Here is a 19,473-nt window from a genome sequence, read left to right on the forward strand (position 1 = left end):
GTTAATTTCCCAGCTCACTCAGGTAACGCAACAGGTCCCGGAGTTCTTCTTCCGAGTAATTGTCCATCAGCCCCGACGGCATGAGCGAGCCGGTTTCCGTTTTGCCGGCGATGATCTTCTTGCTCACTACTTTCGGCTTTTTGGATTCGGTGGTTTCAATCTGTATTTCTTCCGCATTCTCGAAAATCTTGATACCCTGGATCAGTTCGCCGGTTTTGGTCTCCACGGCCACCCGGTTATAGCCTTCTTTCACATTCTGGTTGGGCCAGAGTACTTCTGAAATGATCTCCCGTGCCGACAAACCTTTGCCGATAGCCGACAGATTGGGACCGATATTCCCACCTTTTCCGTTGATCGTGTGGCAGGATGCGCAGCTGGGATTTGCCATGTAAATCGCCTGCCCTTTTCTGGCATCCCCGGCTTCCTTTACTTGTTTTGAAAGCTTATCGACATACTGCTGATCGTAAGTTCTGGTCACCAGGTTTTTCACACCGGCCTGTTTGTTGAGCAACGTTTTCAGCTGGGATGCATTGATACCTTTTGTTGCCAGTACTTCCAGCATCAGCCCTGCTTTCTCTTTGGACAGGTTTTGGGATGCCAATGCGTGAGTAAGCGATGCAATGCCGCCTTTACGTTCCAGAATCGGGGATATTATTTCCTTAAATTCCGCAACAGAACCGCCGGAAAGGCTGATTTCGTTGAGCGTGGCACTGGTGGCGAGTCCGATATCCAAAGCACTCAGACTTTGCAATCCTGCCAGCCGGATCTGTCTGGGAGTCTGAGGATTTTTGACGAGTTTTTGTAAAGTCGGCAAAGCGGCCCGCCCGTTCAGTTGTGCCAATGTTTGCAAACCTTCGGCGCGTACAGCAGCATCATTATTTTCATTGACAACCAGCGTTTGTATCGCCGGAGCGAGCGGTTTCAACTTCCATGCCCTGATCAATCGTACTGCCGATTTGGCAACTTCATTGTTATCGGATTTTTCAAGAATGTTTTTCAATTTGTTCAAAGAAACCTGCGTGACAGGCCGGGGTTCGGTTTTGGCAAGATGATCAAGCAAAACGGCGTCGTTAGCTACATTCTCCGGAGCTAGTACAAATTCAATATCCGAAGGTCCGCCTACTTTCGCCAGACTGATCAGCAAGCTTCTTTTTACTTCTTTTGGCAGGTTGCCGGAAACCAGTTTACGGTACATATCGGCGGTATACCATGCCGGCGGAATGACGCTGACTACGTAGGCCAGATGCGCGGGATCTTTAAATGCGAGCGTATTTTTCCTTAAAGCCGGCTCCCAATCCTGCTGCAATGCATGAACCGTTTTTTCCAATGCATAACGGATAAATTTGTCGGTCGGGAAATTCAGTACTTGCGTAGCTACCGCCATAGCTTCGGGCCGGTGCACGTCGCTGACGGCCACGAGCGCTTCCAGCCGCACTCTTGCCACGGGATCATTGATCAGCGGGTCGAGGATGGCCAGCGGGTTTTTCAGTCTGTCGGCCCAGCGTCCGGCCACATGGGCGGCGTAGCCCCTGGCGCCCGGCTCTTTTCCTTTTGCCAGTTCTTTCAATAAATCCTCGTTGACAATCTCGTGGCTTTCATATACATGGATCGCTTCCAGCAAATGATGTTCAAAATCTGTGTCCGACGGGCTTAGTTTTGCGACCCAGTCGGTCAACGGCTTGCGTATTTCCTCAAAATCGCGCTCGGCCAGGAGCCTTCTTACCTGGTACCTCGTCCAGTGTTCTTTCGATTTGAGGTGGTCCAGCAAGGTCGCTACGGATTGTCCGGCGAGTACCGGGGGAGTCAGCAGCGGCTGGCCTGTGGCAGTGATCCGCCAGATCCTGCCGTGGGTTTTATCGCGGTCGGGATGCCGCATGGAAGCCTGGTAATGCCCGATGATCGGGTTATACCAATCGAGTACATACATCGCCCCGTCCGGTCCGATCTTAATGTCGATCGGCCGGAAGCTCCGGCTGGATGAAGTCAGTATCGGGTCGAGCAGTGTCGCTTTGTAGCCGGAAGAATCCTCTGCCACGCGCATCCGCTCTACTTTATTGTTATAATAGCCGGCGATCACAAAATCGCCCCACAAGTCTTTGGGTAAATGTTTGGTACGGATAATTTCAATGATCGAACCTTTGATCACCAGCTTTCCGATCGGCGGCAGCAGCGCGCGGTGGGTGGTATTGACCATTCCCGGAACGGTATAAAACAGCTCGGGATCATTGGCTTTGTGAAACATTTCTCCCCACTCGCCAAAGTTCATCCCCCAGGGATTTACGCTGGCGGTAGACCCGTCCAGGAATCCGTCGAGCCTGTTTTGCAGCGGACGGTACCGCCAAATCGAGGCACGATCCGCTTTTTTTATACCCCACGCGGTTTCTATCCGGCTGTAAATGCTATGTCCCTGTGAAAAGAAAAGTTCGCCTCCCGGACTCCACAAAAAGGAATTGATCGTCTGGTGGGAATCGTGCGTTCCAAAACCTGAAAGCACAACCCTGCGGCTGTCCGCTTTTCCGTCATTGTCGGTGTCTTTGAGAAACACCAGCTCGGTCTGCTCGCCCAGATACACACCTCCGTGCCCGAGCTCAAAGCCCAGCGGGATGTTCAGTCCTTCTGCAAAAACGGAGGAATGGTCCGCCTTGCCGTCCCCGTCTTTATCTTCCAAAATCATCAGCTTGTCATTGGGATTCGAACCGGGCAGCGGCTGTGGATAAGAAGGGATGGTAAGCACCCACAAGCGGCCTTTTTCATCCCAGCGCATCGCACAGGGATCGGCGATTCCGAGCGTTTCTGAGGCAAACAAGTCAATTTTATAACCGTCCGCGATCTTAAAAGACGCCATTTCCGCCTCTACCGAATTGTCGTTTTCGGCAGGCGCGACGGACATCAGATTGATCTGGGCAAAAGTTGTATATGAAAGTAAAAAGGCAATTGATATGAGGAATGATCGTATTCGCATGAAAAATAGATTTATCAGTTTTGCGTAACCAGCAGGTTCTGTTGTTCGGAAATGCGGATTTCTGCCTCCCGGATCAGCGGCTCAAAACCTTTTATTTCTTCGGGGAAAATTCGTTTTTCGGTGTTCTTCCAATCGTGGCTGAAAGGGACTGTGGTACGGTCGCCGCCCAGAAAAGCCCAGTTACCGGGACGCCAGTAACCGATCCAGAGCTGGTTTTTGGTCAATACCTCTTTCCGCAAGGGTTCCAGCTTTTCGGTAAACCGCTGGTGCATTCCCAGCTCCTGCACGATCGCCTCAGCTGCAAGTTGCTGCCCTTCCGGTGTAAGATGAATGCCATCAAAAGTAAGGGAGCCGGCCCGTGGGGATTTTTGGAGGGAATGATAAAGGTCTACAAAATGGTAACCTTCCTGCGCAGCCAGTTGGCGCACAGCATCTGTATACTGTTCGGCCGCTGCTTTGTTCAGAGGGTTTTCTGGCACATTACCTTTCCCCAAGTTCAGGTTTGCCGGTTCAAAAGGAACAGGTGAAATCAATACGATACGCCGCTTCCCGGTTTTAACCCCGGAAAGCAGTTTTTTATATGCATTAATGAACTCCGGAATTGCCGCTTCTCCCTGCAAAGATTCCATTTGCCCAAACTGAACAAAAGCAATGTCCGCGCCCAGACTGTCCAGGTTTTTAGACCATTTCCCAAAACCTACATCCCTGAATTGCTCGTAAGCCGTATCGCCATCCCAGCCCAGGTTCCAGATGTGGAGCCGGGTGTGCGGGTGTGCGGCCATGAGCAGCGTTTCCAGGTAACAGTCCTTGCGCATGTTCACGATGTTGGTACCTCCGGCAAAAACGATCACTTCATTTTCTCCGAATGTCAGGGACGATGTTTTTCCAACGGGTTTGTTCAACGGAAGTTTCAGTTCCTTAACCAGCTGAGCTTCATTCAGGCCCGCGAGTTCGACTTTGGGGTTATGCACCAAGGTATTGATCTTGTACCGGACTGTCTGCGCATCGCCGGAGTGGATTTGTAAGGCGATATAGCCTGATGGATCGCCGCCCGGATCTTTTACCGAAACTGCCAGTTTTCCATTGATCGCAGTCCAGATCCTGTCGCCAGAAACCAGGATTTCATATTTGTTCCATTGACCGGGTTTCACCGCTTTTTCACCCCTGTCCGACCAGTCGAGCTTTTCCCGTCCATGTTCGTGGTAGAGCCTGCCCCATACGTCTTTGCCCATATCTGCCTGGTAACCAAGTGCCTGACCCGACGCATCCGCTTTTTTCGACCGGAACTGTATTCCTGCATTGCGATCATTGGTTTCCAGCAGCACGTCCACATTCAGGTAAAAATCGGTCACTTTTACATCGGACCACAAAAACTGGTTTTTCGCTACTTTCTCCGTTGCCCGGCCCACAATGGCGCCGTCTTCAACCGACCAGTACTGCATGTTGACGGCCGACCAGCCCGTCAGGTCTTTTTTATTGAAAAAACCGGTGTCTGTTTTTTTCTGACTAAAACCGGCGTTACCGATCAGGAGTAACAACAGCATAATCAGCCCGGATCTAACTTGGGATGCTTTCATGAATGCATATTTAGGATCAAAATGGTCTGGCTCAATAGCCTGTATTCTGTTTCAGTTCAGGATTGATGATGATTTCGCCCACCGGGATCGGATAAAGCAGGTCTCTTTCGCTCACCTGAAAAGCGGCGTCGGCGGGTGCGCTACCCGCCGGGTAATAGTATTTCTGAGGATTGGCTTTCACTCTTGCGCCATAGGCTTTCATGGTGGCAACAGCCTGGCCGCTCCGTACCAGATCGTGCCAGCGTTTGTTTTCGAATGCCAGTTCTACCCTCCGCTCTTTAAAAATCGCCTCTCTTACCGACGCCTGGCTTCCCGCAGGAATATCTTTTAAGCCCGCACGTCTCCTGACCAGGTTCAACTGGGCAAATGCCTCCGCGGGACGGTTTTGCTCATTCATAGCCTCGGCCAGCAACAGCAGCACTTCCGAATACCTGTAAACCGGCCAGTTTGAGGCTGTTTCGCGGTAGCGGGCGTGCGGGAACAAATACTTTTTGACATAAGGAGTATGGTTATACACCACGCCTACCAGCGGAGAAGGCCCGCTGTAAAACCCGATCGACGCGGCGAAACGTTTGTCTGCGAGGGTATCTTCATAGGCCGCGAGCATATCAGGTGTTGGCGTATTATACGAGCCGTCGGTGTTCGATGCCGAAGGTTTTACTCCCGTAATTACCGAAGGATCCGCCAGTACGGGCATAAATTTGTATGGCAGAAAATTGCTGACAGCCTGCGCGGTCCCCTCTGCATATTGGACATCAAATATGATTTCGGTATTGCCTTCATTCGACGGATTAAACACATCGGCATAGTTGGGCAGGAGCGTATAACCCATACCTGTTACCTGTTTGAGTGCAGTTTCTGCGTCTGCCCAGCGTTTCAAATTGACATGTACATCCGCAAGAAGCGTGTAGGCCGCGCCGGACGAAACCCTGCCCGCGGCCTGATTTGCCCGGTTCGGCAGCAAGGTCGTAGCTTGCGCGAGGTCAGACAGGATCTGCTCATACACGGCGGCAACCTCGGACCGGGACTTGAAAGTGGCCTGATAGGAATCCGAAGGTTCTGTAAAAATGGGTACTCCGCCGAAATTTTTGGCCAGATCAAAATAGGCGAATGCCCTTAAAAAGTAGGTCTGTCCTTTCAGGTTATCCTTTGACGGCTGGTCAAACTCCACGGCATCTATACTTTGCAGAACCTGGTTCGCGCGGGAGATGATCAGGTAGTTGTTATTCCACTTTGCCGCAGTGTTCACATTGTTATTTTCAACGGTAAAAGTGGAAGGATCTTCATCCTGTTTGGGGCCTCGCTGGGCAATATTGAAGATAAAATGGGTGTTGTCCGATCGCATTTCATTCAGTATCCAGTCCTGGTTGTACAGCGGCTGCAAAGGTGCATATACCCCGCCGACAGCCTGTTCGAAGTCGGTTTTTGATGTATAAAAACTGGTGGAGCTCAGGTTTGTTTCTGGCGAAATGTCGAGAAAATCGGAGCAGGCGCTGGCGGTTACGAGCAGCATTCCGGCAAGTAATATTCTAATATTCATATCATTTCCTTTTTTGTCTTGCTGTAAATTAAAAACCGATGTTAACGCCCAGGCTTACTGTTCTTGGCACTGGGTAGGAGTTCTCATCCACGCCGGGAGAGCTTCCACTGGAAGAGTTCCGTGTGTTCACCTCGGGGTTCGGTCCTGTGTATTTGGTAAAAACATGGGCATTCTGCACGCTGGCGTACACTCTCAGGTTACGGATCGCATTTTTACTGACCGGTATCGTGTAGCCGACTGTGATGTTTTTTAATGACAGGAAACTACCGTCTTTGATGTAGCGGGTGTGCCACCGGTCGCGTTCCAGGTAAGTAGTGCCTTGTTTTACGCTGCCATACTTCCCGGCCCCGGGATCTTCCGGCGATTTCCAGCGGTCTTTTACCTCTTCCAGCACATTAAAAACGCCATCCAGGTTGGTCGTCCAGTTTTCGTGGTGGGCCAGGATATCGTTTCCTTTCGAGCCGGTGATGGTTAATCCGAGGTCAAAATTCCGGTAGTTGAGCTGATTGGACATCCCGAAAATGAAATCGGGCCAGGGATTGCCGATTGTAGTATAATCTTCCGGAAAGGAAATCTTCCCGTCCCCGTTGAGGTCTTTGAATTTGATCGTACCTACTTGTGAATCAGCATATTTTGGCGAGCTGTCAAAATCCTCCTGATTTTTATAAACACCCTCCTGCACCGCTCCATAAAACAACCCGACCGGCTTGCCTACCTCTGATACGTGGCTGTAAAACCCGTAGCTGAGCATACCGTGGTACAATGCCGTCGTTTTTTCGGTGGAAAGTTTCAGTACCTTATTTCTGTCGAATGAAATATTAAAGTTGGTATTCCACGAAAACCGGTTTTTATTGATGTTGTAAGTTGTGATCCCGATCTCATGTCCCCACAGTTTCAGCTCGCCGATATTGGTCTGAATATTGGCAAAACCCGAAGACTGCGGCACCGCCACATTGAAAAGCAGATCGCTTGATTTGGTCGAATAATAATTGTAAGTCAGCTGGATACGATCGTTGAGCAGATAAATATCAGCCCCGATGTTCATTTGTTTTTTCCGCTCCCAACCCAGGTTGTTATCGCCAAGATTATTAGCTGCCCGGCCCTGGAACAAACCATTATTAAATCCATAATAAACCGGCCCCACCGTTGACCGGAATGTATAATTCCCGATCTCAAAATTTCCCGTAATGCCATAACTGGCCCTCAGTTTCAGGAAAGAAACCGGTTTTACGTTCCAGAAACTTTCCTTGGACACGATCCAGCCTACGGACGCGGAAGGGAAATTACCCCAGCGGTTGTTCGGCCCGAAACGCGAGGAACCGTCGCGACGGATGGAAGCTGTGAGCAGGTATTTGCTTTTGTAATTGTAGTTCAGTCTGGCGAGGTAGGAAAGTACCGCCCATTCCTGCACGTCGCTGGTCACTACCTGCCGCCCTGCCGCGCTCACAGCCTGAATTTTGTCATCGGCAAAGTTGGTGGCGGTCACAAGCGTTGCATCGCGGCGGTAACGCTGGGCGGTAAAATCGACAAGCGCGTCGAAGCTGTGGCCGCCAAATTCATTCTGATAGGTCAGCGAGTTTTCATTGACCCAGTTATACATCCGCGCCGTGTTATCGGAGCCGCTCGGTATGCGCGGCGGAGGTGTGAACAAAACACCGATTGTAGAGGGATTGAACTGGAAAACATTTGTGTTGCCGAGCTGCACATTGGCGGTCGTTTTGGCGGTAAGGCCTTTTAAAATCCTGTATTCCACATAAGCATTGGAAAGCATCTGGAGGTTTTTGTTTTTATAAACCTTTTCTTCGGCTACCCGCAGCCAGTTGGGATTTCCGAATGTTGCAGGATCGGAGGCTGTCAATGCGAGACTGCCGTCGGGATTGTAGGGACTTGCCAAAGGTGTGGTCGCGAGTGCGGAAGAGACAATGTTTTCCGTACCATACGGACCGCCGTCGGTCGCGAAGTTGGTGTTGGTCGCGTAGTTGGGAGCGACATTAAAGCCGATTTTAACTTTGCTGCTGGGCGTAAACACTGAATTGATCCTCAATGATAGCCGCTGGAAACCGGTACCAATCACCACTCCTTCTTCTTTAAAATAACCCCCGGTCACGGCAGTACTGAAATTCTTCGCGCCGGAAGTTACCGTCAGGTTGTAGCTCTGGACAGCAGCTGTGCGCGTAACCACATCAAACCAGTCGGTACCTTTTCCTGCATATTCGTTGGGATTTGCAAATACCGGGTTCACGGCCCGGCCGTTCAGTTCAGCGATTTCCTTTTGAAACTGGGCGTATTGCTGCGCATTCATCATTTTCACTCGCCTCGAATCCGGGACTTTTTCAAAACCGTAATAGGCGCTGAAATCGACCTGGGTTTTCCCCGCCACCGCAGATTTCGTCTGGATCAGCACCACGCCATTGGCAGCCCTGGAACCGTAGAGGGAAGAAGCAGCGGCATCTTTCAGCACGCTGATGCTTTCAATTTCAGCAGGATTAATGGTATTGATATCCCCCGAAATCGGCATCCCATCCACCACATACAAAGGATTTGCACCCGCGGTAATGGAAACAGAACCCCTGATCTTGATATTCATACCTTCTCCCGGCCGGCCCGAAGTCTGATCGATGCGTACTCCGCTGAGTTTTCCCTGAAGCATCTGGGCCACCTGCGCTACCGGCGCGTCGCGGAGCTCTTTGGCCGATATGGTTGAAATTGCGCCGGTAATGTCTTCCTTTTGCTGCGTTCCGTAGCCCACCACCACTACTTCGTTCAAAGCCTTAGTATCTGCTTTAAGCACCACTTCCACGGAGCTGCTGTTACCAACGACCAGCTCCTGGGCAAGGTAACCTACATAACTGAAAACGAGTATTGTCTGCAAATCCTGCCGGTCGGCATCGGAAATCGATATGGTAAATTTACCCTGCGTGTCGGTGGTTGTGCCGCGTTGGGTACCTTTCAGCAGAATACTTACGCCGGGCAAGCCGTCGCCTTTTTCGTCCGTTACTTTTCCGGTGAGATCTATCGCCCTGCTGATCTTGATGTTGAGCTTATTGACCAGCAGCGTCGCCATTCTTTTCTCGTCGCCAGCCACATATGGCGTGTTTTCGGGAAGCTTTTCGATCAGCATTGCGTCGTCTTTATCCCGCAGCTGTTCTTTCTTTTTAACAACGATCGTTTTATCGATAATGGAATAAGTCAGCGGCTGATTTCTGAAAATCTCCTCCAGCACCGTTATCAGCGGAGAACCTGCGGTTTTGACGGTAACTGGTAGCGTATTTTTCAGTAATCTGTTATTATACAGAAAGTTATAACCAGTTTGTTTTCGAATCTCCGTAAAAACTCTTTCCAGACCGCTACTCCGTTCGTTCAACCTAACGGTCTGGGAATATACGGACGCTTGCACCTGCATAAAAGCTACCAAAAAGAAAAGGAAGGTGAGCTTCATGATTCGTATAAAAAAAACATATTGCATACCTTTACAATGTTAAGGTTAAGTGATACATGATTAGTACTTCGCAAAAATTACCGGATCGGTTCCTTTCTTAACTACTCCAAATGCCCGCCGCTCCAACGGCATGGCCTGGATCAACCGCCCCGGGGCCTAATCCGGAGCGGTTTTGTTTTTTAAGGTCCCTTCCTTTCGTTTAACTGGTGTCGGTCTTCATCTGTCGGATGGGGAAATGGTATCTGAATTTATTCTGCTTTGGTAACTTCCACTTTCTTTCCTTTAATACTGAATTTCACCCCGCCGCCTTCCTGCAGGATTTTGAGCACATTGGACATCCGGATATTGCGTGACACGAAACCCGTAAACTGTTCGGAGGAGAAATCGCCTTCGTAGCTTACTTCTATGTCGTACCACCTTGCGAGCTGACGCATTACATCCTGGATATTTGCGTCTTTAAATCTGAAATACCCTTCTTTCCACGCCACTGCCTCTTCCGAATCCACACTCCTGACGGTTATACCTGCGACTGAAATAGGCTGCGATTTGATCCGGGCAGGAACCAATGCCTGCTCGCCCGGCCGAAGCCTGACCTCGCTTTTAACATTTTTATCCTTTTTTGCAGCCAAAACCCTTACACTTCCTTCAAGCAGCGTGGTTTTGGTCGCCGATTCGTCCTGGTACGAATTGATGTTGAAATGTGTACCCAAAACCTCGACTACCTGGTCTGCGCTGGATACATGGAAAGGGACTTTCTGCATTTTCCCATTGATATTCTTCTGTAACTGCGCAACTTCAAAATACACCTCGCCGGTAATGTCCACTGTCCTCACCGGGCCATTGAAACTGGCCGGGAAGCGGATGGATGACAGAGAATTGAGCCATACCCGTGTTCCATCGGGCAGGTTAACCTTGAACTGTCCTGCTTTGGGGGTGGTGATGGTATTAAAAACCCGGGGAGACGAACCGTCGGTGTTTCCGGTTATTTTTTCGGTACTGTAAATCAGCTTGCCATCGGCTGTTTTAGTGATTCTGATACCTTCCTGCACTGCAATTTCACCATTATGCGCATCGTCGAGTATGATGTCCGAACCGTCTGCTAACGTTAGAATGGCCTTACTACTGCCGGGAACAGCATCGTTGCTGATTGTCTTTACTGTCGTTACTTCGGGTGTTTTTTTCCTGGATAGTGTGAAATAGGCAAATGTTCCAGCCAGGACAAGGATAGCCGCCGCAGCATACCGCAAAAATCCAAGGCGGAAACGAGTTTCGGACATGTCACCGTTTTTGTGCTCACTGAGTTCGTCGAGCCGCTGTTCAATGGAGTTGATGAGCGATTTCTGCGGAGGAAAAAGCGTCTGGTCGGACTCGTATTTTGCACTGATCTGTGCATATTGTTCCATTACAAGTTCCGCTACCTCCGGGTCCAGATGATCAAACCAGTTCAGAAACTGTGTATGCTCGGCCCCGGAATGCAGCCCCTGCGCATATCTTTCCAGAAAGTGAATGTAGTGTTTAGCGTCCTCCATAGTGTGAAGACGAACGGGCGGGGCAAAAGAACCCCTCGGTTCATGAAAAATTTGATTTTATTTTGGATTTTACTGTGCGGAGCAAAAAACAGACAGAAAAATAACCAGCTCTGTAGTCATTTCAGCATGTTTTCGAAGGTATTCACGAACGAAGTCAGTCGCCGCATAAAGTTGCTTTTTGACGACAGTTTTAGAGATCGAAAGGCTCTCCGCTATTTCGTCCAGCGACAGCCCTTCTTCTGTTTTCATTTCAAAAATGCGCTTTCTTTTTTGTGGCAGCAGGTTTTTCGCCTCATGCGCAATCTGATGGTATTGATTGTAGATAGCGTCCGTATCAGAATATTCACCGCTTTCTTCGGTAACCGGACGGAGATAGTCCAGCATTTTGGCCTCCGTTTCTTTTCTCCTGATCAGGTCGAGGAGCTGATTTTTAGCTGTTTTGAAAACATACGGCCTGAACGAATGCACGGCCACGAGGTTTTCCTTTTTTTCCCAGATTTTCACAAATACGTCCTGCGCGATTTCCTCGCTGTCTTCTTTGGATCGGGTGAATAAAAACAGGTAACGGCAGAGCGGCGACACATATCGGGTGTAAAGAAGCGCATAGGCCTGCCTGTCGCCTTTCGAGCAACTCACAAGTAACGCTTTTTCCTCTTCCGGGTCGATCATTTTATTCGCTGTACAAAAATTTGGGGAGTTGGCAGTGTGTCCAGTAGTGCCGGGGCCTTCAAATTTAGTTCAAGTTGAATAATTGTATCAATCTTTTGTGAAAAAATAACATTTTAATTCTTTAATACCCGTTAGCCAGCTCGATCTCATCTTTGATTTTTTCGCCGTTTAAGAACTTCCGGACATTATCGACAAACTTCGCGACTTTATCGCGATCCCGCATTTTGTGCGCTGCTCCCGTATGTTGGGTCAGTATTGCATTTGTCATTTTCCATAGCTTTGAATCTTTCGGAAGTGGCTCTGTTTCTGTTACATCCAAAACAGCGCCGGCCAACTTTCCGCTTTCCAAAGCATTGATTAATGCATTTTCGTCTGTTGTGTTGCCGCGGCCGATGCTGGCGTAAAGCGCACCTTCCTTCATGGAATCGAAAAAATCTTTGGCAACGTATTTATCTAAATTCCCCGGTAAAGTATTGATTACTAAATCAGTTTCTGGAAGCTGGGAAAGCAGCTCATCATAGGAGTGGATATCTGCTGCCGGGTCACTCTTTGCGGTCATCTGCACGCTGCATCCGAATGCCTCCAACATTTTGCTGACGTGTTCGCCAATCGATCCTGATCCCAAAATGATGACTTGTTTTTCACCCAGAACCGATAGGTGGCTTTCGACAGCTTCACCCTGCCATTCGGCATTTAACTGATTTCTAACCATGATATGCACACCCCTGTAAAACCCGAGGATCCCGGCAACAATCGTCTCGGCGCATGCAGCAGCAGACATATCTCCCACATTTGCAGCGACGCCTTTGTAATGCAGATCTTTATATTGTTCAAAACCGACATTTTCGAGTTGCCAGAATTTGAGGGTATCCGGAATGTCGTTGAAAAGATCAGAGGGCGGGTTACCAATCAAAATGTCGGCTGACTTAATCTCCTGCATGATCTCGTCGTCCGAAAGTTGTTCTTTTAAGATCATTTCGGCGTCACCGGAAAGCTGCTTCACAAGTTCTTCCAAATAGTGTTTTTGCAGGTCTGCATAGATGAAGATCTTCATAGGATTCGGTTTTAAGTAAAAACGGAAGCCTACTAAATAATCGAGCCTCTGGACAGCGAAATTGCAAACGACTCATTTGTTCATCCGTCGCCACCAAAGCAAAAAACCGGTAACGGCCAGTAACCCGGGCGTAAGTCCGATGATCACATACAGGATTTTTACAGGTAATCCACCGAAATTTCCAACGTGCAATGGGAAGAATGTGGCTTCAATGCGTTCTCCCAAAGGCTGTTCAGTGATTCGGCTGACTTGAAGGATTTCGCCGGTTTGCTGATCCAATTGTACCGAATTTCCGCTTCCCCATAATTTCAACTGCCCTTTTGTGTAACCTCTAACCTCGAATTTCCGCTGGGGCTGTGTAGGCAGATAAACATAGGTTGGTTCGAGGTCCGGCATTGCCGACAATGCATTGCTGTACATCAGGTCCGGGGATATAGAAATGTGTGTGTTCCGCTTTGTCGCTACCAGTTCGTTCTGCCAGGTTTTTGGTTTAAAGGCAAACAAGTTCATCCAGAACCCGGTAAAGAAAATGATCGCATTCAAAATCAGGGACCACACGCCCACAATGCGGTGCAGATCGGAGCTGATCGTGCGCCAGTTTTTCCGATTGATCCTAGCCCGGAATGTCACGACTTTCCAGAGCATTTTCCGGTACACGATCGCTCCGGTAAGCAGCGAAAACAACATTGTAATACCAAAAATTGCGGTGAGCGCGGCACCTGGCATACCTAATTGAAAACTAAAGTGAAACTGAAACAGCCACTCGATGAAGCTGGGGGCGAATTCGCTCGAAGGCCCTTCCCTGAGGATTGCGCCGGTGTAAGGATTAAATGTGATCAATGCCAGATCATAGGTCAGCAAACGGGCGTCGTTGAAGTAGATCCTGAAATCGTACGCCTCGCCGGGACGGGCATCGGGATTAACCCATGCAATGCCGTCCAGATTCGGATATCTGCCAGTAATGTTGTCGTAGCAGCGCTGCAAGACCTGATCCGGCACCGTCGTTTCCGAATGTGATATGTGAAGTAAATCCTGGTTAAAAAGCTTGTCCAGCTCCGTTCTGAAAACCAGAACGGAACCGCTCAGTCCAAGTAAGATCAAAAAAATGCCTGTAAACAAACCAAGCCAACTGGGCAGCTTGAATAAGTATCTGCGAAGCAATTTGTTTTTCATGTACAACCTGATAATTAATGAATATGAATTACCAGAGCTGATAGCTTACTCCCACCCTTACATTAAACGGATCGCCCAGCCCGGCCAAAGTCACACCTGAGCGGCTGCCGGTGAAATAGTGCCGGTTGTCCAGGTTGTAAGCATTAACCTGAACCTGAAACCGGTTGCGCTGATACGAAAGCGCCGCATCCAAGACGGTGTAGGAAGGAAAAACAAAGTTTTGATTGCTTAACAAACCAACCTGATCACTTACATAGCGGACACCCGCAGCCACTCCCAATCCTTTGAGTACATTGCCAAGTGTGTATTTACCCCAAAAATTGATCTGATGTTTCGGCGCATTGGCAAAACGGTCGCCTTTTTTACCATAATTGGAGGTACTCACCAGAACATGCTCATTGAACGCATATCCTGCGATCAGGCTCACCGCATTCAGATTACCCGTTACGGAAAACTCCCCTCCCCGGCTGCGTGTCCCATCGATGGCTGCCTGCCGGTGCGAATTTTCTTCCGTGGGAGCTGCCGTTAATATGTTGGCATAGTTGATTTGATATAACGATAATGTAGTCGATACGCGGCTGCTGAACAGATCGGCTTTTGAACCAACTTCATATTGCGTCGCCTTCCGGGTTGGAAACGGGCCGCCTGCAAGCACATTATTGGAGGTTTGTGGGTTGAATGATTTCAGGTAAGTGCCGTAAATGGAAACATTTTTTACCGGCAAATACACCAGCCCAATGCGGGGAATCCAGCCGGAAGTTTGCAGCTCGTCGCCCTGCTTGTTGTCGCGGTCCGACAATGGCGTTTCCTTTCCGTTGTAATTATCATAGCGAAGTGAAAGCAGCACTTTCAACTTTCCGACACTCACCTGATCCTGAATGTAGCCGCCGATCAGGTTTGTAACGCGCTTATTATCATCCGATTCGTCGGCGGGGACGGACGCATCGGGGATGCTACCGGCATAGTTCGGGTTGAGAATGGAGATCCGGGTAGATGATTTATATTGATAATCGTTTTGCGTCCAGCCGAAACGGTTGTAATCGGTGCCGACGATGATCTGATGTGCGAGCGGGCCTGTTTTTGTAGTATAAGTTGCGAAAGCGGTTGTCTGCAAACTAAATCTGTCAGTGAGCCAGTCCTGATATCCCCGGCTGATGGAGTCATTGCGGATCCTGCCCACCGGAATGTGGTCCGTAAAGTCCAGCTTATTACGCACCGCGCGTTCCACGATCGTGAGTTTCAGGTTGTCATTGAGCTGATGGTCAAAGGTTAATGTGGCTGACGTATTGTGGGTTTTACCATAATCGGTCGGACTCTGGATCGTCAGATTATTGGGATAATGGTTAAAATCAAAACTGCCGTCGGGCCGGGTGTAAACAAAGTTCCCGTTGTCGTATTGGTGAACTGCTTTTTGATAGGCGTAGTTGAGTTCAAGATTTAATGAAGTCTTTCTGTTAAAAAGGTAAGTCAGCGAAGGCGCGACAAACAGGTTCTTTTTCTCCTGATAATCCCTGAAACTTTCAGAACGGTCAAAACCAATAATGGCCCGGTATAGCAGCTTTTTTTGACTATCAACCGGCCCTGTGAAATCCACCGAAGCCCGGCCAAAGCCCCAGCTACCGAGCGACAGATCCACGCTGGCCTGTTTTTCGGACAAAGGCTTTTTAGTTACAAAATTGACCACACCGCCCGGCGAACCTTCACTAAACAATGCTCCCGACGGACCGCGAAGCAATTCCACGGATTCGATATTATACAACAAAGGCTGCTGACTCCACAAAAACAGGTTTCCCCGGATTCCATTATAAAGTAAAAAACTGGCATCGCTGGGGGAGTAAGCCGTAAAACCGCGAATCTGGAAATTGCCGTTGCCATTATTGGCTTTCATGCCTGTGAATGAACCTGCGATCTCATTCAATGTAAATGCCTGCCGGTCGCGCAATACCGCAGAAGACATTACCTGCACCGATTGCGGCGTGGAAAGCAGCGGCGTATTGGTACGGGTGGATGCGCTGGATGCCAGCACCTGATAGCGATTTTTCGCGGTGCTGACCACCACTTCTTCCAGTTGCAGTTTGCTTTCCGAAAGTTGTAGATTAAGGAGAGGATTTCTCCCTTTTGAGATCCGAAGACTTTGAGTGTAAGCCGTGTAACCGACATTGGAAACCGAAAGAATGTACGATCCTGGCGTGATGCCAGCCAGGCTAAACTGACCATTGGAATCGGTCGTCGTCCCTAAAGTTGTGTTCTGCAATGTGATGGACGCCCCAGTTATGGCTTGTTGCCCCGCATTGACAATACGACCATTCAGCATCCCCAACTCGGATTGCGCAAAGGAATGGAGGCCGTTATTTGTAATAAAAAATAACAGAAATAAAAGTTTGACTTTCATTTGAATAATGAAATTTAGATGCTCCTCATCCCGGCTTTTTGGAATGAGTGCAATGATGTGGCCTAAATGTGAAAAGAGTTGTGCCCGGACGAACAAACGGGTTCATCGGGTCAAAAGCGGATTATAAAACGCGATCCTACTATACGCAGGGAGGTGGAACCAGGATCGAAAGCGGTGCCTGATAAGTCGCCAGGTGATAGGAAAAAGTAAGCACGGGAGACTGTTGAAAAGGTCCCGACAAAAACTCGTAAGATACTATGGGTGAAGCGAATAGTTGGAGTACAGGAATGTTTTGAACCAATTCACTGGTTTGCTTATCCTGCTTTTCCTGCTGTTCTTTTAATTTTTTAGCCAGGTAGCATTTACCGTTACAATGCAGCTGCGGTTTGTCACGGTTTTCGCACAAAACGCGCGTGATATATTCTTTATTAATCTGATAATACGCAATCGTCCCCCACTGACTAAACGTCGGCAGGACTGTTGTAATAAGCCATATGTAGACGATGACTGTGCGCATTGGATTGGCGGCAAATATAGCAATTCCTAAGATATCCGTTAATTTGCGGCACTTAAAGTCCCATTCAGGAAAGTCAAAAATTTACTTCCTGTAACCGCTCTATTTTTGTTTTGCTCTCCTGCATTCGCGCATGAATTCCGGCTTGAACCCGTAAAGTTCTGGCTTAAAAAAAATGAAAAAGCCCGTATCGATCTGATGGTGGGCGAAGACTATCAGGGCGAACATTCAAACGGCCACAAATACAAGATCCTGAAATTGGATTACTATGGAAATGGTCATAAACAGGATGTTAGCGACAAGGTTTACGGTGATAGCCTGAGCAATTAAACAATGCACTGGTACTGGCCTGCCACCGTGTAAAAGGCAAAACGACTCATAAGACGCTCCGAACCGAATCTGACAATCCTTTATCGATGCACTGATCCGGAAGCGATTGCGCTTCTGGCAGGCTTTTTATGTGCGCGACGCGATTCAAAAAAACAGATTATGAAAAAATTAAGATTTGCCACACTAACAGCAGGGATACTGACGGGCTTTTGTGTACCCGTGTTTTCCCAGGTCGAGATCGTTGAACGCCTGCCGACAGAAGCTTATGTCACCAACTGGGAGCCGGTTTTTCGAAATATGATTGTGTCGTATGTGCAGCTTCCGGGCGATTCGCTGGAATACAGGAAAGTCAAACTTTATGTACTGTATAAGCCCAAATTCAACAAGGCCAAAGAAGAAGAACCGTATAAATACAACGATTTGGCCAGGTTGAGATACCTTGGAGCTGTCCTTATCCGGACGGGACGAAAATTCAGTAATATATTGGATAATAGCGTCTTAGGAATTGAGAATACAAACCTGACTACCCAGGATCAGCTTCTGAACAACGAAATGGCATCGGCCAGATAGCACGGTAAGATTTAACCACTTATCGCAGCCGCAAATAAAAATTTCCTCCGTACAACTATTTCAACAGCCGCAGGCCTCTTTGGTTGTAACGCCAGGTAACATCAACGGACTTGGGGAAAGTTTCTTTAGTCAGCGCTATGCCAAAAAAACCAGATGTTGCCCTGATAGTACACAGTTGTGACCGCTATCAACTTTTGTATCAGGGTTTTGAATATTTCTTTAAGGAGTTTTGGGATTTCAGCATCGACTGTAAGTATTATTTTGCGACTGAAGAGCTGGACGTAGAAATCCCGGGTTTCACCAATATTAAATCCGGAAAAGGGGAATGGTCGGACAGGCTCTCTTATTTGCTGAGAGAGCAGGTGCAAGAAAAGTATGTACTTTATCTGCAGGAAGACGTATGGTTCAATCAGAAAATCTGTAAAGGTTTTTTTACCAAACTTTTCGAGGCGGCGGAACTGAATAAATGGAAACAAGTGAAACTCCACAGCGCAGATATTTATAAAACAACAAAAACCAGTTCTTACATTGAAGGCCTTAATGTAGCCTTGTTAAACAATTCGGCCTCCCGGTACTTAATGTCGCATCAAATCACTTTGTGGGAGCGCAAATTTTTTATTGAGCAGCTTACTGCAAACGAAAACCCATGGAGGAATGAAAGAAGGGGTACCAAAAGGCTGAAAAAGAACAATCCGGACATTCTGCATATTGACTATTTCGCGCAAAATCATTCTAAACCCATCAACGAAAACCTGGAAAACGTGGAACGGGCAAACTTCCACACGATTTCTGTAAATGGTATGTTGAATGAAGAAGTGCTTCCATTTATAGACCATTTGTCGAAGGGAGATGACTTGGCGCAGGAGTATGCCGAAAAACTAATTTATCACTACATAAACGGGCTCACGCACGACGGCAGGGAAAGGCCCCGAAAACAGGATATTTTCAAAAAAATGAAAAATTGGTTGTTCCAGTAGTGACACCGGCCCAGCAATACATGTTAAATACGAGCAACTGTTGTGCACATAAAAAAGCCAGCGACCACAACCGTGACCACTGGCTCCGAAACTTTTATTAAGAATTACTTGGTCTTATCAAGACTTTTAACATGTTCAGCGTGCGCTTTGATCACAGGCAAAGTCTTTTCGATGAACGCTTTTAGCTCCGCATCTTTCACTTCTTTCTGCCCATCTTCAAAAAGTTTCACCGTTTTGTCATGGTCTTTCTTCATTTGCGATATGTAAGCCTTGTCAAAATCGGTTCCGCTTTTGCCGGCAAGGTCTGCTGCTGCCTTTTGCTTTTCTTCATCGGACGCTGAGGGCAGTGTAATATTTTTGCTTGCGGCCAGTGCTTTCAGCTCATCATTTGCTTTCGAATGGTCTGTTACCATTTGTTTTGCAAATTCTTTCACTTTCGGATCGGTTGCTTTGGTCTCGGCGATTTTGCTTAATGCAACTTCTGCCATCCCGCCATTCGCTGCTTCTACCGCGAAGTCGGCATCCTCTTTGGCGGCGGTGGATGCGGAGTCGGTGGCAGCGTTTTCGGCTACTGCTTCGTTGGTACTGTCGGCTAAATCAGTTGTGTCTGTTGTTTCGGTCGATTTTGACCCGCAGCCCCACAACATTGCTACAGTTGCGAGTGTCATGAATGTTGATGCAATTTTCATCGTAATGATTGTTTAAGTGGTGATCAAATTACTATGCCGGAAAGTACCGGCATAGTTT

General features: G+C 48.3%; 14 protein-coding genes. 3 read left to right on the forward strand and 11 right to left on the reverse strand.

Annotated features, from left to right (window positions below; all coding sequences use genetic code 11):
- Position 1 precedes the first annotated feature (1 nt).
- The 10 genes from LZG72_RS18595 to LZG72_RS18640 form a co-directional block, all read right to left on the reverse strand.
- Complete coding sequence (locus tag LZG72_RS18595) at positions 2-2,962, reverse strand: PVC-type heme-binding CxxCH protein (protein WP_233875867.1); 2,961 nt, start codon at positions 2,960-2,962, stop codon at positions 2-4.
- 14 nt (positions 2,963-2,976) lie between these two features.
- Positions 2,977-4,539: a family 16 glycoside hydrolase gene (locus tag LZG72_RS18600; protein ID WP_233875869.1), complete on the reverse strand. Its 1,563-nt coding sequence runs from the start codon at positions 4,537-4,539 to the stop codon at positions 2,977-2,979.
- 31 nt (positions 4,540-4,570) lie between these two features.
- Entirely contained in the window at positions 4,571-6,079 is a 1,509-nt protein-coding gene (locus LZG72_RS18605) for a RagB/SusD family nutrient uptake outer membrane protein (protein WP_233875871.1), read from the reverse strand.
- 28 nt (positions 6,080-6,107) lie between these two features.
- Positions 6,108-9,518, reverse strand: coding sequence for a TonB-dependent receptor (locus LZG72_RS18610; protein WP_233875873.1), 3,411 nt, complete (start codon positions 9,516-9,518; stop codon positions 6,108-6,110).
- 248 nt (positions 9,519-9,766) lie between these two features.
- On the reverse strand, positions 9,767-11,047 hold the full coding sequence (locus LZG72_RS18615) for a FecR family protein (RefSeq protein WP_233875875.1): 1,281 nt from the start codon (positions 11,045-11,047) through the stop codon (positions 9,767-9,769).
- A 69-nt stretch (positions 11,048-11,116) separates the two neighbouring features.
- Positions 11,117-11,716: an RNA polymerase sigma factor gene (locus LZG72_RS18620; protein ID WP_233875877.1), complete on the reverse strand. Its 600-nt coding sequence runs from the start codon at positions 11,714-11,716 to the stop codon at positions 11,117-11,119.
- 121 nt (positions 11,717-11,837) lie between these two features.
- Entirely contained in the window at positions 11,838-12,770 is a 933-nt protein-coding gene (locus tag LZG72_RS18625; protein ID WP_233875879.1) for an NAD(P)-dependent oxidoreductase, read from the reverse strand.
- A 72-nt stretch (positions 12,771-12,842) separates the two neighbouring features.
- On the reverse strand, positions 12,843-13,943 hold the full coding sequence (locus LZG72_RS18630) for a PepSY domain-containing protein (RefSeq protein ID WP_233875881.1): 1,101 nt from the start codon (positions 13,941-13,943) through the stop codon (positions 12,843-12,845).
- Positions 13,944-13,971: 28 nt separating this feature from the next.
- Entirely contained in the window at positions 13,972-16,335 is a 2,364-nt protein-coding gene (locus tag LZG72_RS18635; RefSeq protein WP_233875883.1) for a TonB-dependent receptor, read from the reverse strand.
- A gap of 139 nt (positions 16,336-16,474) precedes the next feature.
- Positions 16,475-16,852 carry a hypothetical protein gene (locus LZG72_RS18640; protein WP_233875885.1) on the reverse strand — a complete coding sequence of 126 codons (378 nt, stop codon included), beginning with the start codon at positions 16,850-16,852 and terminating at the stop codon, positions 16,475-16,477.
- A gap of 105 nt (positions 16,853-16,957) precedes the next feature.
- On the opposite strand from LZG72_RS18640, the gene LZG72_RS18645 reads away from it, so the two are divergent.
- From LZG72_RS18645 to LZG72_RS18655, 3 genes are all read left to right on the forward strand, one after another.
- Positions 16,958-17,179 (forward strand): DUF4198 domain-containing protein, encoded by a 222-nt coding sequence (locus tag LZG72_RS18645; protein WP_233875887.1) that lies wholly within the window; start codon positions 16,958-16,960, stop codon positions 17,177-17,179.
- 159 nt (positions 17,180-17,338) lie between these two features.
- Positions 17,339-17,749 (forward strand): hypothetical protein, encoded by a 411-nt coding sequence (locus LZG72_RS18650; RefSeq protein ID WP_233875889.1) that lies wholly within the window; start codon positions 17,339-17,341, stop codon positions 17,747-17,749.
- Between the two features lie 137 nt (positions 17,750-17,886).
- Positions 17,887-18,726, forward strand: a complete 840-nt coding sequence (locus LZG72_RS18655; RefSeq protein ID WP_233875891.1) for a hypothetical protein — start codon at positions 17,887-17,889, stop codon at positions 18,724-18,726.
- 104 nt (positions 18,727-18,830) lie between these two features.
- On the opposite strand, the gene LZG72_RS18660 is transcribed toward LZG72_RS18655, so the two are convergent.
- Entirely contained in the window at positions 18,831-19,415 is a 585-nt protein-coding gene (locus LZG72_RS18660; protein WP_233875893.1) for a DUF4142 domain-containing protein, read from the reverse strand.
- Positions 19,416-19,473: the final 58 nt, after the last annotated feature.

This window comes from Dyadobacter sp. CY323, from assembly GCF_021390245.1.
Taxonomy (GTDB): domain Bacteria; phylum Bacteroidota; class Bacteroidia; order Cytophagales; family Spirosomataceae; genus Dyadobacter.

Coding starts and splice junctions, on each gene's coding strand:
- LZG72_RS18595 (WP_233875867.1), bottom strand. CDS start 2,962: ATGCGAATACGATCATTCCTCATATCAATTGCCTTTTTACTTTCATAT.
- LZG72_RS18600 (WP_233875869.1), bottom strand. CDS start 4,539: ATGAAAGCATCCCAAGTTAGATCCGGGCTGATTATGCTGTTGTTACTC.
- LZG72_RS18605 (WP_233875871.1), bottom strand. CDS start 6,079: ATGAATATTAGAATATTACTTGCCGGAATGCTGCTCGTAACCGCCAGC.
- LZG72_RS18610 (WP_233875873.1), bottom strand. CDS start 9,518: ATGAAGCTCACCTTCCTTTTCTTTTTGGTAGCTTTTATGCAGGTGCAA.
- LZG72_RS18615 (WP_233875875.1), bottom strand. CDS start 11,047: ATGGAGGACGCTAAACACTACATTCACTTTCTGGAAAGATATGCGCAG.
- LZG72_RS18620 (WP_233875877.1), bottom strand. CDS start 11,716: ATGATCGACCCGGAAGAGGAAAAAGCGTTACTTGTGAGTTGCTCGAAA.
- LZG72_RS18625 (WP_233875879.1), bottom strand. CDS start 12,770: ATGAAGATCTTCATCTATGCAGACCTGCAAAAACACTATTTGGAAGAA.
- LZG72_RS18630 (WP_233875881.1), bottom strand. CDS start 13,943: ATGAAAAACAAATTGCTTCGCAGATACTTATTCAAGCTGCCCAGTTGG.
- LZG72_RS18635 (WP_233875883.1), bottom strand. CDS start 16,335: ATGAAAGTCAAACTTTTATTTCTGTTATTTTTTATTACAAATAACGGC.
- LZG72_RS18640 (WP_233875885.1), bottom strand. CDS start 16,852: ATGCGCACAGTCATCGTCTACATATGGCTTATTACAACAGTCCTGCCG.
- LZG72_RS18650 (WP_233875889.1), top strand. CDS start 17,339: ATGAAAAAATTAAGATTTGCCACACTAACAGCAGGGATACTGACGGGC.
- LZG72_RS18655 (WP_233875891.1), top strand. CDS start 17,887: ATGCCAAAAAAACCAGATGTTGCCCTGATAGTACACAGTTGTGACCGC.
- LZG72_RS18660 (WP_233875893.1), bottom strand. CDS start 19,415: ATGAAAATTGCATCAACATTCATGACACTCGCAACTGTAGCAATGTTG.